Source organism: Pseudomonas sp. Hz4 (assembly GCF_054898165.1).
On the sequence record NZ_CM142719.1, the window covers coordinates 1,923,087 to 1,935,159 of the forward strand.

Here is a 12,073-nt window from a genome sequence, read left to right on the forward strand (position 1 = left end):
GGTCGGGCTTTTTTGTTCCGGATTAGAGTGGGAGAGTGTCGCTATGGATCTGCGCCGCGTGGGTGGCTGGTCATTACTGCTGGGTCTGACAATGTTGCCGATGTTGTCCAATGCTGCCGGCAAGTGCGAACGCCTGGTGGTGACCGGCAGCCCGGATGCGCCACCGTACCTGTGGCAAGACCCGCAAAACCCCAAGCACCTGATCGGCGCCAGTGCTGACCTGTTGCAGCAAGTGGCGGGGGAGCTGGGGATCAAGGTCGACCTGCTTTACGCCGGCAAACGTTCCCAGGCCCTGGACGAAGTGCGCACTGGGCGCATGGACATGCTGGCGGATGCGTCATTGACGGTCAGTGAACTGCAGTCCCTGGATTACATTCATCCTCCGTTACTGGAAAACGATTACCTGGTCTGGACCCGCAAAGACTCGACGCTGGTCTACAACGAAGCGCAGGATCTTCACGGTCATCCCGGTGCTTTGTCGGAAAAATCTCGTATGACCCCCGCATTCGGTACTTTCGCCGAGCAGCAATTGACCCTCGCCCGTACGCCCAACTTGACCCAGGCCTTTCAGAAATTGCTGCTGGGCGAGGTGGAATTTGTCCTTGCCGGACGCTACTCGGGCATGGCTACTGCGCAGACACTTAACCTGTCCAACGACCTGATCGCCCGTCCACAACCGATCGACAAACCCGGCCTGTTCCTCGCGGTTTCCCACCACTCAGCCTGCAACGATCCGTGGTTGCGCGGACAGCTGGCCAAAAAGATGACAGAATTGCCCGCATCCGGACTGACGGAAGCCGTGCTGCAACGCAATATCGAGCGCTGGAAGGCGCAACAGCAGCAATCGCCGCAACAACCCGTCAGTACCCCAAAACAGTAGGGATTTTTAGTGAGTATTCGACCTCTTTTCGCTGCCCTGGCCGTTCTGGCTCTGGCGGGTTGTGCAGCCGATCCGGCGCCGAATGAACAAATTCGCCTGACCGAACAGGCGCTCGTACAAGCCAAAGCCGTGGGCGCCACCGCCACCGATGTGCCGGAACTGAAGCTGGCCGAAGACAAGTTCGCCCGTGCCCAAGGCGACATGACCGATCAGTCCTACAAACATGCGCGCATGCGGGCAGAGCAGGCTGAGCTGGACGCGCGTCTGGCCGAAGCCCGGGTCCTGACCCTCAAGAGCGAGGAGCAGTTGAACGTGCTCAATACCCGCATCACTCGCCTGCGCAAGCAACTGGGGGATGCCCAATGAGCCTCAAGACCAAAGCGCTCGGCGGTTTGATCCTGGCAGGCTGCGTAAGTCTCTATGGATGTGCCGGTCAGCACAGCGAGGCCGTGTTGCAGCAAGCCAGTACTGACTTCCAGAAGGTCAAGGAAGACTCCAACGTGCTGCGTATTGCGCCCAAGGACGTGATTCGCGCGGGGGAGTCGCTGGCCCGCGCCGATCGTCTGACCAGCTACTGGGGCAGTGGATCGGACGTGCGGCATTACGCTTACCTGAGTGAGCGCTACAGCGAAATCGCGCGTGAACACACCAATCAGGTGCTCAACGAAGAACGTGCAGCGAAACTCGAACTGGAGCGTCAGCGCCTGCAACTGGCCCTGCGCGAATCCAAATTGCTCAGCGTGCAGCAGCAGGGCAAATGGCTCGAAGAACAGATTGTCGCGCTGGCGACCACCCAGACCGACCGCGGCCTGGTGATGACCTTGGGCGATGTGCTGTTCGATACGGGCGAAGCAGAGTTGAAAAGCTCGGCGAACCGCGTGGTGCTAAAGATTGTGCAGTTCCTGCAGCTCAACCCCAAGCGTGTGGTGCGCATCGAAGGCTACGCCGACAGTACCGGTGGCAAGCAGGAAAACCTCAAGCTGTCTCGCGACCGTGCGCAATCGGTCGCGAACGTGCTGATGGATCTGGGCATCGACGACAAACGCATACAGGTCGAAGGGTATGGCGATGAATACCCGGTGGACGTGAACGCCTCCGAACGGGGCCGGGCACAGAACCGTCGGGTAGAAATTGTGTTCTCCGACGTAAAAGGCCAGCTCGGCGCCGCCCGCTAAGGGCTGCGTCACTGGGGAACCCGGCCCTGCCAGTCAGCGCCGGGTTTTTTTGTGCCTGCCAATGGGTTTGCAAAGCAGTACAGTTTTTGCTGACACTGCACTGTATGGTCGACTATTGTGGCAACTGTCCCAGTACACTTCTAAACTGTTCCGGTATTGTTTCACACAAGAATAAAATGCCCGTGAAATCGAGTGCTGCGTCATGACCAATCTTTTGCTCTACCAACGTATTGCTCAGCAACTGGCCGAAGACATCCGCCGTGGCGTCTATCAACCGGGGGAGCGCGTGCCTTCGGTGCGCAAGATGAGCTCGCAGCTCAACGTCAGCCATGCGACGGTGTTGCAGGCTTACGCCAACCTCGAGGATCAGGGGCTGATCCGCGCCCGGCCGCAGTCGGGTTACTACGTGCACCAGACCCCGGCCCTGACCGCGCCGACACCGGACATCGCCCGGGTCGAACGTCCCGGTCTGGTCACTCGCAGCAGCATCATTCAACAAGTCCTGGTCGAATCCCGCCGCGAGGGTGTTTTTCCCTTGGGTGCGGCAGTGCCGAGCGTCGATTACCTGCCGGTCCGCGCCTTGCACCAGCAATTGGCCAAGGTCACCCGTTTCCATAGCCCGCGTGCCTTCAGCTACATGTTCAGCCCCGGCTTCGAGCCATTGCGCCGTCAGGTTGCGATTCGCATGCGCGATGCCGGCGTAGTGGTCGATCCGTCGGAAGTGGTGATTACCCACGGCTGCGTCGATGCGTTGCAGATGTCACTGCGGGTACTGACCCGGCCGGGCGACCTGATCGCCGCCGAGTCACCGACTTATTACGGTTTGCTGCAACTGGCCGACCTGCTGGGCCTCAAAGTCATCGAGATTCCGAGCGACCCGGCGACCGGCATGAGCCTCGAAGCCCTGCAATTGGCAGCCAATCAGTGGTCGATCAAGGCGCTTGTGCTCACCACTCGTTTGAGCAATCCGCTGGGCGGCACCATGCCCGAAGAGCGGCAGAAACAGCTGCTGCGCCTAGCCTCAGATTTCGACATCCAGATCGTCGAGGACGATATCTACGGCGAGTTGATGTTCGAGCAGGGTCGCACCAAGTCGCTTAAAGCCTACGATCGGCTGGACCGGGTGATCTACTGCTCAAGTTTCTCCAAAACCCTGTCCCCGGGCGTGCGCATCGGCTGGATGATTGCCGGCAAGTACCAGCAGGAAATCCAGCGTTTGCAGACGTTCAGTACTCATTCGGCTTGCAGCGTCACACAAATGGGCATTGCGGCCTATCTGGAGAATGGTGGTTACGACCGGCATTTGCGCTACATCCGTCAGGAGTACCGCAAGAACCTCAGTGCTTTCCAGCTGGCCGTGCAGCAATATTTCCCGGAAGGCACGCAGATGACCCGGCCTACCGGCGGCTTCATTCTTTGGGTCAGTCTGCCGGGGCGGGTCAACACTCAGGAGCTGCACGTTCGTGCGTTGCAGCAGGGCATCAGTATCGCGCCGGGGCTGATTTTCAGTAACACCGAGCAGTTCAATCACTGCATTCGGCTGAACTGCGGCACACCCTGGAACCGTGAAGCCGAGCGTGCATTGATGACCCTGGGCATGCTGGCCACCCAGCTCTGCCAGGAGATGACCGGCGGCCTGTGATATTCCCGTCCGTGCTTGTCATGTTGCCTGCAACAGGCGAGCATATAGCCTCCTGCCGTTGCGCCGTTGGGTCCATGAAATCGATTTTCCCCGCCGTCTGGCTTTCGATCTGCCTGCTGATGACCTTCCAGGCCGAAGGCGTCATGGCGGCTTCCGTTCAGGAAAAGCCGGCAGCCAGCGCCACATCGAAAAAACCGGCTCCCGGCAAAAAAAACGCGCCGGTCAAAAAGAAAGCGGCTCCGGTGAAAAAACGACCGCCGATGGCCTCCAAGTCCAAACCCGCCAGTGAGGTCGTGAAAACCAAGCTTCCTTCGGCTGATCTGGATTTGAGCCTGCCCGAGGACATGGCCGAGGAGCTGAAACCGATCGGTACGGTAGCGTTGCCACGGCACAATGCAGTATTGCCACAAATGTTCGGTGACAAGGCCGGCAGCACTCCGTTTCAGCTCAATGGAAGGCTGATCAGCAACGAAATGCAGTTGCAACTGCGCAACGAAGAGCGCTATGAAGTCGAAGGCGCAGCCCTGGAATTCGAGTTCAAACGATAATTTCTTCCCATCGGTGACCCGCTGGCCAGACGCTTTGTCGGAGACTGGTCAGTCATGCTCGTTTGAGCGAAAAAACCCGGGTCCAGGCAATTTTAAACAAGCGTTTTAGCGGTTACTCTGTGCCACGTCCATTAACACATCGCCCGTCGCGAGGAGCTCGTCGTCATGAAATGCCGTGAAGGCTGTGGCGCCTGTTGCATTGCCCCTTCCATCAGTTCACCGATCCCCGGCATGCCCAATGGCAAAGCAGCCGGAGAACGTTGCATACAACTCTCTGCCGAAAACCTGTGCAGTGTTTTCGGCAATTCCGAACGACCAGCGGTTTGCTCAGCGTTCGAAGCCGACGTCGAAGTCTGCGGAAGCAGCAGTGACGAAGCGATCAAATTGCTGGGTTGGTGGGAGCAAATGACGGCTGCGTGATGTGTACAACGAACGGAACTTCAACAATAAGGAATAAGATTATGGGTTCGCTGCATCGTATGGCTGTGCTGTGTGGTTTGACGGTAATGCTCGCCACCACGGCTGCTCAGGCCGAAGACTGGAAAGTCGCCAAGGAACAGGACGGCATCAAGATCTCCTTGAGCGAGGTGGCCGGCTCCGATTACAAGGCCTACCGTGGCGTCACACTGATGAAGACCACCATGGCCAAACTGCGTGCATTGCAGGAAGATGTGCCAGGCACCTGCGTCTGGATTCACGAATGCAAAACCCAGAAGCTGCTCAAGCACGAAGGCGATCAGAGCTGGACCTACACTCAATTCAATACCCCTTGGCCGGTCACCGCGCGTGATTCGGTGCTGCATGTGACCACCGTCGAGGGTGCCGATGGCAGTCTGACCCGTAAGCTCGAAGGTGTGCCGAAGTACATTCCTGAGGAAAAAGGCTTTGTGCGGGTGACCAAGGTCGACGGTTTCTGGAAGTTCGCGCCCAAGGGCGATCAGATCGAGGTGACCTATCAGGTGCACACCGAGCCGGGCGGTAGCATACCGTCGATGGTCGCCAACAAGTTTGTGGTCGATGCGCCGTTCAATACCTTGAAAGCCCTGAAAGAACGCGCCGAGAAGTAATCGATTCGCTCTTTTGATAAAGCGCCCTGGCTGGTTCGGGGCGTTTTCTATTTGGTTTGACGGCTTGCTTGATCGGGGTACATATCCGTTTCTGCGGTAATGGCGACTAGCGGTTTCGCTTTTACAGCGAGTCACTTGGAATAGCCCCAAGTAACCAAGGGCTCTTGCCCCTTTCGTTCGGTGCCTCGCCTAGGCTCGGCATGCCCTCGCTCCGGTCCTGCTCCGTGGGCGCGCCGCCATCGGCCATCCATGGCCGGGGGCGGCTAACCCGGCATCCATGCCGGGTTGCCCACTGCGCAGAACCTCCGCCTCTCGAGGGGGCGGATACCGCAAAAGCAAGAGCGAGGCGGCCTACCGGCCGGCCTGGCTTCAAGTGAACGCATTTTCCTGTAGGAGCTGTCGAGCGAAGCGAGGCTGCGATCTTTTGATCTTGCCGTTGCTGTTGCTTAGCTTTGGCTTCAGATCTGCCGCCCCTTTCCCAGAGGCCGAACGCAGGCGTTGCGCAGGGGGCACCGCGGCATGGATGCCGAGGTAGCCGCCCCCGGCCATGGATGGCCGATGGCGGCGGGCCCCCGGAGCAATGCCGGAGTGAGGGCATGCCGAGCCTAAGCGAGGCACCGAATGGCGGGGCAAAAGCGTTTGGTTACTTGGGGCTTTTCCAAGTGACTCGCTGTAAGAGCGAAACTACCAGTCGCCGTTACCGAAGAAACGGATATGCCCCCAAACTAACGGGCATCAGGAGCTAGGGGCTTTATTTTGTTTCCGGACATGCGTTGCACGAAATTTTCACAAAGTCTCAAAGACAATTCGACCGCGCCAAACATGCCGGGCAGTAAACAATGGCAATGCCGCGGATGATCGTGCAACATTTGCGCACCGCGCAAGCCCCGGGGCCGAGTACTGGCCAACAGAGGGCAAGGCGCCGCTGTATTTTTGAAACTTCAACTTCCAATGGGTCCTAAAACGACATGGCAAACCCGGACGCCCTGAGTCAGCAGCGAGCTTCTAGTCGCCTGCTGCAACCGACCGTCAAATCGCATCTGGCCTACACGCTGCTGTGTGCCCTGGTCATGATGGTCATGTTCAGCCTGCTGCGCGTTGCGCTGCTGGTTTACAACAGCTCGATGATCCTCGATACCCCGGCTTCGACCTTCCTCGAAGCGTTCGCCAACGGCCTGCGTTTCGACCTGCGTCTGGTGGTCTACCTCAGCATTCCGCTGGTGCTGGCACTGTTCAGCGCCCGGGCCATGGCGGCTCGCGGGTTCTTCCGTTTCTGGCTGACCATTGCCTCGAGCATCGCGCTGTTCCTCGGCCTGATGGAGATGGACTTCTACCGCGAGTTCCACCAGCGCCTCAACGGCCTGGTCTTCCAGTATGTGAAGGAAGATCCGAAAACCGTAATGAGCATGCTCTGGTACGGTTTCCCGGTGGTTCGCTACCTGCTGGCCTGGGCCGTGGGCACGTTGATCCTGACCTTGGCGTTCAAGGGCGCCGACCGCGCCACCCGTCCTCGTGGTCCATTCAGCGGCGGCAGCATCGGCACGCGCCAGATCGCCCCGTGGTATTCACGCATCGCGGTGTTCGTCGTCTGCCTGCTGGTCTGCGTGGTGGCCGCTCGTGGCACGTTGCGTCAAGGCCCGCCGATGCGTTGGGGGGACGTCTACACCACCGACTCGAACTTCGCCAACCAGTTGGGCCTCAACGGCACATTGTCGTTGGTCGCAGCGGCCAAGAGCCGGATGTCCGAAGATCGCGACAACATCTGGAAGGCCACCCTGCCACAGCCTGAAGCGCAGAAAATTGTGCGTGACATGCTGGTGATGGCGGACGACAAACTGGTGGATGCCGCAACCGCAGCAGTGCGTCGCGATTACACGCCGCCGGCCGACAAGACCCTGCCGATCAAGAACGTCGTCGTGATCCTGATGGAAAGCATGGCCGGTCACTCGGTGGGTGCCTTGGGCGCACCGGGCAACATCACGCCGTACCTCGACAAACTGTCGAAGGAAGGCCTGATGTTCGACCGCTTTTTCTCCAACGGAACTCATACCCACCAGGGTATGTTCGCCACCATGGCGTGCTTCCCGAATCTGCCGGGTTTCGAATACCTGATGCAGACGCCGGAAGGCAGCCACAAGTTGTCCGGCCTCCCGCAATTGCTCAGTGCCCGTGACTATGGCGACGTGTATGTTTATAACGGCGACTTCGCCTGGGATAACCAGTCGGGTTTCTTCAGCAGTCAGGGCATGACCAACTTCATTGGTCGTAACGACTTCGTGAATCCGGTGTTCTCCGATCCGACCTGGGGCGTGTCCGACCAGGACATGTTCGACCGCGGTCTGGTAGAGCTCAAGGCGCGGGAAAACGGCAAGCCGTTCTATGCGTTGCTGCAAACCCTGTCCAACCACACGCCATACGCCTTGCCGACACCATTGCCAGTGGAGCGCGTGACTGATCGCGGTAGCCTGAACGAGCATTTGACTGCCATGCGCTATGCGGACTGGGCGCTGGGCCAGTTCTTTGAAAAGGCCCGCAAGGAGCCGTATTTCAAGGAAACCCTGTTTGTGATTGTCGGCGACCATGGTTTTGGCAACGAGCGTCAGATCACCGAAATGGACCTGGGCCGCTTCAACGTGCCGATGCTGATGATCGCACCGGGCATCCAGGAGAAGTTCGGCCAGCGTGACCACACCGTGGGCACTCAGATCGACATTGTGCCGACCATCATGGGTCGTATTGGTGGCGAAGTGCGTCATCAGTGCTGGGGGCGTGACCTGCTTAACCTGCCTGAAGGCGACACCGGTTTTGGCGTGATCAAGCCGTCGGGTAGCGAGCAGACCACCGCCATCATCACGGCCGATCAGATCCTGGTGCTGCCGAAAGAAAAGGAAATGGCGCCGAAGATGTACCAGTACGAACTGGGCGCGACACCTCACGCCGAGATCGTTGCGGATGCGCCGCGTACCGCTGAGCTGAAGCTCAAGCTCGAAGCGTTTCTGCAAACGGCGACCAAGAGCCTGATCGACAATACCGCCGGTGTGGTTGACGGCAAGCCGGACTAAGTCTTGATGCAATAAAAAAAGAGGCCCTTGAAAAGGGCCTCTTTTTTTTGCCGGTTAAACCTTTATATCTTGCCGAGCAACAGCAGGATCAACAGCACCACCAACACGACGCCGATGATACCCGACGGGCCATAACCCCAACTTCTGGAGTGCGGGAACACTGGTAAACCACCAATCAGCAAGAGGATCAGGATTACGATAAGAATTGTGCCCATGTCTATTTCCTTGTTGGAAGTGTTCTGGAATACCTGGCGTTTAACTGTCAGCCGGGATGCTATAAAACCAGGCTGCTTACAAAATCCGACTGTCGCTCATGAAAGAAAATTCCAAGTTTTTTTAATGTTTTTCGAAGAAAGGCTTATTTCGTTTTTTATTACTCTAGTTGGTTCAGACGCTCCCGCGGTTTGCTCGGGCCATTCAGCAATCTGATGAAGCGTGGGTCGGGCATAGTCCTTCGCTACACTCGATGCATCTTCCCCGGAACTACAAGGCTGTTTGCTATGCAAAATCGCATGATGATCACTGGCGCGGGCTCGGGCTTAGGTCGCGAAATCGCGCTGCGCTGGGCGCGTGAAGGCTGGCAGCTGGCCTTGTCGGATGTCAGCGAGCCCGGTCTGCAGGAAACACTGAATTTAGTTCGCGAAGCTGGCGGCGACGGTTTTATCCAGCGTTGCGATGTGCGTGATTACAGCCAGCTGACCGCCTTCGCTCAATCCTGCGAGGAGAAGCTCGGTGGCATCGACGTCATCGTCAACAATGCTGGCGTTGCCTCGGGCGGGTTCTTCAATGAGCTGTCCCTGGAGGACTGGGACTGGCAGATCGCGATCAACCTGATGGGCGTGGTCAAAGGCTGCAAGGCCTTCCTGCCGCTGCTGGAAAAAAGCAAAGGCAAGATCATCAACATCGCGTCGATGGCAGCCCTGATGCAAGGCCCGGCCATGAGCAACTACAACGTCGCCAAGGCTGGCGTGGTGGCGTTGTCCGAAAGCCTGCTGATCGAACTGGCGCAGCAGGAAGTGGGCGTGCATGTCGTCTGCCCGTCGTTCTTCCAGACCAACCTGCTGGACTCCTTCCGTGGCCCGACGCCGGCGATGAAAGCCCAGGTCGGCAAGTTGCTGGAAAGCTCGCCGATCACCGCTGCCGACATTGCCGACTACATCTATCAGCACGTTGCCGCTGGCGAGTTCATGATTCTGCCACACGAGCAGGGCCGCATGGCCTGGGCGCTCAAGCAGAAGAACCCGCAACTGCTCTACGACGAAATGACCGTCATGGCCGACAAAATGCGCGCCAAGGCCAAACAATCCGCAGGCTGAGCTTGCCCGTGCACTACACCGTCGTTAGGGTGGCCGCAATCGGTCATCCTCGTGAGACGTTTGCATGCTCAATTACCTGTGGTTTTTCCTTGCCGCGCTGTTTGAAATCGCCGGGTGCTTTGCCTTCTGGATGTGGCTGCGCCAAGGCAAAAGCGCCTGGTGGGTCGTTCCGGCTCTGCTCAGCCTGACCTTGTTCGCGCTGCTGCTGACCCGCATCGAAGCGACCTACGCCGGTCGCGCCTACGCCGCCTACGGTGGTATCTACATCATCGCGTCGATTGGTTGGCTGGCGGTGGTCGAGCGGATTCGTCCACTGGGCTCGGACTGGATCGGTGTGGCGCTGTGTGTGATCGGGGCGAGCATCATCCTTTTCGGGCCGCGTTTCTCCGCCTCCTGAAGGATCGGTCCTTCAATCAATCGATTTGTCAGACGTTTCCTTAGGAAGCGTTCGTCCTGCGCTGTAGGGTGGGACTGATTGTCTGCCAGCGCATTGAAGAGCTGCTGCACGCGAGGCATCTTCAGGGTCCGATAACCCTGAAGGATGAATGTCATGCTTGTACTCAGTCGCGTTGTGGGCGAATTGATTTCCATCGGTGACGACATTTCCGTGCGCATTGTCGCGGTCAACGGCAACACTGTGCGCTTCGGTGTCGAAGCGCCGCAGAACGTCAGCGTGCACCGGGCGGAGGTCTACGACCGCATCCAGGCCAAACGGGCAAAAAACAAAGGGCGCTGAAGGCCTCAGTCGAACAGGTGCTTGGGCACATCATGCTTGAGCATCAACTGGCATTGCTCGCTGTCCGGATCGAAGACAATCAGCGCCTGGCCCTTGGTCAATGCCTGGCGAACCCGCAGAACACGGGTTTGCAGCGGTGTGTCATCACCGTTGTCCGTACCGTCACGGGTTACGAAATCCTCGATCAGACGGGTGAGGGTGTCGACTTCAAGTTGGTCGTGGGGAATCAGCATGGGCACCTCGGCTAAACAATGGCGCGATGCTACGGTGAATGATTGGATGCGGCTAGTCCGGACCTGATGTATGGCCTGACCTGGCCCCATCGCGAGCAGGCTCGCTCCCACAGGGGAATACGGTCACCTGTGGGAGCGAGCCTGCTCGCGATGGCAATTTTTCAGGCGATGAAAATGCAAGGGTCAACTATCAGACCGCTGCCCCACCAGACTGTCCACCGACGGCACCCGCGTATCGCTTTCCATCTGCGTGTCATGTTCGATCTGATGGCTGAAGCGGTCCAGCGACCCTTTCGCGGGCTGAGCATCGCTGGCGAATACTGGCGGGCTGAGGATGTAGGCGCCGAGCAGGCGGCTGAGGGCGGCAAGGCTGTCGATGTGGGTGCGTTCGTAGCCGTGAGTGGCGTCGCAGCCGAAGGCGAGCAGGGCGGTGCGAATGTCGTGCCCGGCGGTGACCGCCGAATGGGCATCGCTGAAGTAGTAGCGGAACAGGTCGCGGCGCACTGGCAACTCGTTGTCACTGGCCAGGCGCAGCAGATGCCGTGACAGGTGATAGTCATAAGGTCCGCCGGAATCCTGCATCGCCACGCTGACCGCGTGTTCGCTGGAGTGTTGGCCCGGCGCAACCGGGGCAATGTCGATGCCGACGAATTCGCTGACGTCCCAAGGTAATGCCGCCGCGGCGCCGCTGCCGGTTTCCTCGGTAATGGTGAACAGCGGATGGCAATCGATCGTCAGCTCTTCGCCGCTGTCGACGATCGCTTTCAACGCCGCCAACAAGGCTGCAACACCGGCCTTGTCGTCGAGATGTCGAGCGCTGATGTGGCCGCTTTCGGTGAACTCCGGCAATGGGTCGAAGGCGACAAAGTCACCGACGCTGATCCCCAGAGAGTCGCAATCGGCACGGGTGGCGCAATAAGCATCCAGGCGCAGTTCGATGTGATCCCAACTGATCGGCATTTCATCCACGGCGGTATTGAACGCATGCCCGGAAGCCATCAGCGGCAGCACGCTGCCACGGATCACGCCGTTGTCGGTAAACAGGCTGACCCGGCTGCCCTCGGCAAAACGGCTGGACCAGCAACCGACGGGGGCCAGGGTCAGACGACCGTTGTCCTTGATCGCGCGAACCGCCGCGCCAATGGTGTCGAGGTGGGCGGAGACCGCACGGTCGGGGCTGTTCTTCTTGCCCTTGAGAGTGGCGCGGATGGTGCCGCGGCGAGTCATCTCAAAGGGAATTCCCAGCTCTTCAAGCCGCTCGGCGACATAACGCACGATGGTGTCGGTGAACCCGGTCGGGCTGGGAATGGCGAGCATTTCCAGCAGGACTTTTTGCAGGTAGATCAGATCCGGTTCGGGAATTTTGCTGGTCATGGAAACTCCTGATGAGTAAATAGTTGATCGTTCCCACGCT

At 58.8% G+C, this 12,073-nt stretch carries 15 protein-coding genes; 12 read left to right on the plus strand and 3 right to left on the minus strand.

Going from position 1 to position 12,073, the window contains the following annotated elements; genetic code table 11:
- Window positions 1–43 precede the first annotated feature (43 nt).
- From ACYZTR_RS08680 to ACYZTR_RS08715, 8 genes are all read left to right on the plus strand, one after another.
- Window positions 44–880, plus strand: a complete 837-nt coding sequence (locus tag ACYZTR_RS08680; RefSeq protein ID WP_461978050.1) for a substrate-binding periplasmic protein — start codon at window positions 44–46, stop codon at window positions 878–880.
- Between the two features lie 9 nt (window positions 881–889).
- Window positions 890–1,246 carry a DUF4398 domain-containing protein gene (locus ACYZTR_RS08685; protein ID WP_461978052.1) on the plus strand — a complete coding sequence of 119 codons (357 nt, stop codon included), beginning with the start codon at window positions 890–892 and terminating at the stop codon, window positions 1,244–1,246.
- Window positions 1,243–2,055 carry an OmpA family protein gene (locus ACYZTR_RS08690; protein WP_461978054.1) on the plus strand — a complete coding sequence of 271 codons (813 nt, stop codon included), beginning with the start codon at window positions 1,243–1,245 and terminating at the stop codon, window positions 2,053–2,055. Before ACYZTR_RS08685 ends, ACYZTR_RS08690 begins: the two co-directional genes overlap by 4 nt.
- A gap of 202 nt (window positions 2,056–2,257) precedes the next feature.
- Complete coding sequence (locus ACYZTR_RS08695) at window positions 2,258–3,697, plus strand: aminotransferase-like domain-containing protein (RefSeq protein WP_461969579.1); 1,440 nt, start codon at window positions 2,258–2,260, stop codon at window positions 3,695–3,697.
- Window positions 3,698–3,771: 74 nt separating this feature from the next.
- Window positions 3,772–4,245, plus strand: coding sequence for a translation initiation factor 2 (locus ACYZTR_RS08700; RefSeq protein WP_461978056.1), 474 nt, complete (start codon window positions 3,772–3,774; stop codon window positions 4,243–4,245).
- A 165-nt stretch (window positions 4,246–4,410) separates the two neighbouring features.
- On the plus strand, window positions 4,411–4,665 hold the full coding sequence (locus tag ACYZTR_RS08705; RefSeq protein WP_461978057.1) for a YkgJ family cysteine cluster protein: 255 nt from the start codon (window positions 4,411–4,413) through the stop codon (window positions 4,663–4,665).
- Between the two features lie 41 nt (window positions 4,666–4,706).
- On the plus strand, window positions 4,707–5,312 hold the full coding sequence (locus ACYZTR_RS08710) for an START domain-containing protein (RefSeq protein WP_461978059.1): 606 nt from the start codon (window positions 4,707–4,709) through the stop codon (window positions 5,310–5,312).
- Window positions 5,313–6,280: 968 nt separating this feature from the next.
- Window positions 6,281–8,374 carry an LTA synthase family protein gene (locus tag ACYZTR_RS08715; RefSeq protein ID WP_461978061.1) on the plus strand — a complete coding sequence of 698 codons (2,094 nt, stop codon included), beginning with the start codon at window positions 6,281–6,283 and terminating at the stop codon, window positions 8,372–8,374.
- Between the two features lie 62 nt (window positions 8,375–8,436).
- Here the strand turns inward: ACYZTR_RS08715 and ACYZTR_RS08720 are convergent, their stop codons facing one another.
- Window positions 8,437–8,595, minus strand: coding sequence for a DUF3309 family protein (locus ACYZTR_RS08720; RefSeq protein ID WP_172901242.1), 159 nt, complete (start codon window positions 8,593–8,595; stop codon window positions 8,437–8,439).
- Between ACYZTR_RS08720 and ACYZTR_RS08725 the strand changes: the two genes are divergently transcribed.
- From ACYZTR_RS08725 to csrA, 4 genes are all read left to right on the plus strand, one after another.
- The gene (locus ACYZTR_RS08725) at window positions 8,588–8,803 is read left to right on the plus strand and encodes a hypothetical protein (RefSeq protein WP_461978063.1); all 216 of its coding nucleotides are present in this window, start codon (window positions 8,588–8,590) and stop codon (window positions 8,801–8,803) included. The genes ACYZTR_RS08720 and ACYZTR_RS08725 overlap by 8 nt on opposite strands.
- A 71-nt stretch (window positions 8,804–8,874) precedes the next feature.
- Window positions 8,875–9,690 carry an SDR family oxidoreductase gene (locus ACYZTR_RS08730; RefSeq protein WP_461978065.1) on the plus strand — a complete coding sequence of 272 codons (816 nt, stop codon included), beginning with the start codon at window positions 8,875–8,877 and terminating at the stop codon, window positions 9,688–9,690.
- 64 nt (window positions 9,691–9,754) lie between these two features.
- Entirely contained in the window at window positions 9,755–10,087 is a 333-nt protein-coding gene (locus ACYZTR_RS08735) for a YnfA family protein (RefSeq protein ID WP_461978067.1), read from the plus strand.
- 153 nt (window positions 10,088–10,240) lie between these two features.
- Window positions 10,241–10,426 (plus strand): carbon storage regulator CsrA, encoded by a 186-nt coding sequence (csrA, locus tag ACYZTR_RS08740; protein WP_282481278.1) that lies wholly within the window; start codon window positions 10,241–10,243, stop codon window positions 10,424–10,426.
- Between the two features lie 5 nt (window positions 10,427–10,431).
- Here the strand turns inward: csrA and ACYZTR_RS08745 are convergent, their stop codons facing one another.
- Together ACYZTR_RS08745 and ACYZTR_RS08750 are read right to left on the minus strand one after the other, a co-directional pair.
- Complete coding sequence (locus ACYZTR_RS08745; RefSeq protein WP_461978069.1) at window positions 10,432–10,659, minus strand: YheU family protein; 228 nt, start codon at window positions 10,657–10,659, stop codon at window positions 10,432–10,434.
- A gap of 183 nt (window positions 10,660–10,842) precedes the next feature.
- Window positions 10,843–12,033, minus strand: coding sequence for an osmoprotectant NAGGN system M42 family peptidase (locus tag ACYZTR_RS08750; RefSeq protein WP_461978071.1), 1,191 nt, complete (start codon window positions 12,031–12,033; stop codon window positions 10,843–10,845).
- Window positions 12,034–12,073: the final 40 nt, after the last annotated feature.

Coding starts and splice junctions, on each gene's coding strand:
- ACYZTR_RS08690 (WP_461978054.1), top strand. CDS start 1,243: ATGAGCCTCAAGACCAAAGCGCTCGGCGGTTTGATCCTGGCAGGCTGC.
- ACYZTR_RS08700 (WP_461978056.1), top strand. CDS start 3,772: ATGAAATCGATTTTCCCCGCCGTCTGGCTTTCGATCTGCCTGCTGATG.
- ACYZTR_RS08745 (WP_461978069.1), bottom strand. CDS start 10,659: ATGCTGATTCCCCACGACCAACTTGAAGTCGACACCCTCACCCGTCTG.
- ACYZTR_RS08735 (WP_461978067.1), top strand. CDS start 9,755: ATGCTCAATTACCTGTGGTTTTTCCTTGCCGCGCTGTTTGAAATCGCC.
- ACYZTR_RS08710 (WP_461978059.1), top strand. CDS start 4,707: ATGGGTTCGCTGCATCGTATGGCTGTGCTGTGTGGTTTGACGGTAATG.
- csrA (WP_282481278.1), top strand. CDS start 10,241: ATGCTTGTACTCAGTCGCGTTGTGGGCGAATTGATTTCCATCGGTGAC.
- ACYZTR_RS08750 (WP_461978071.1), bottom strand. CDS start 12,033: ATGACCAGCAAAATTCCCGAACCGGATCTGATCTACCTGCAAAAAGTC.
- ACYZTR_RS08730 (WP_461978065.1), top strand. CDS start 8,875: ATGCAAAATCGCATGATGATCACTGGCGCGGGCTCGGGCTTAGGTCGC.
- ACYZTR_RS08695 (WP_461969579.1), top strand. CDS start 2,258: ATGACCAATCTTTTGCTCTACCAACGTATTGCTCAGCAACTGGCCGAA.
- ACYZTR_RS08705 (WP_461978057.1), top strand. CDS start 4,411: ATGAAATGCCGTGAAGGCTGTGGCGCCTGTTGCATTGCCCCTTCCATC.
- ACYZTR_RS08680 (WP_461978050.1), top strand. CDS start 44: ATGGATCTGCGCCGCGTGGGTGGCTGGTCATTACTGCTGGGTCTGACA.
- ACYZTR_RS08725 (WP_461978063.1), top strand. CDS start 8,588: ATGTCTATTTCCTTGTTGGAAGTGTTCTGGAATACCTGGCGTTTAACT.
- ACYZTR_RS08715 (WP_461978061.1), top strand. CDS start 6,281: ATGGCAAACCCGGACGCCCTGAGTCAGCAGCGAGCTTCTAGTCGCCTG.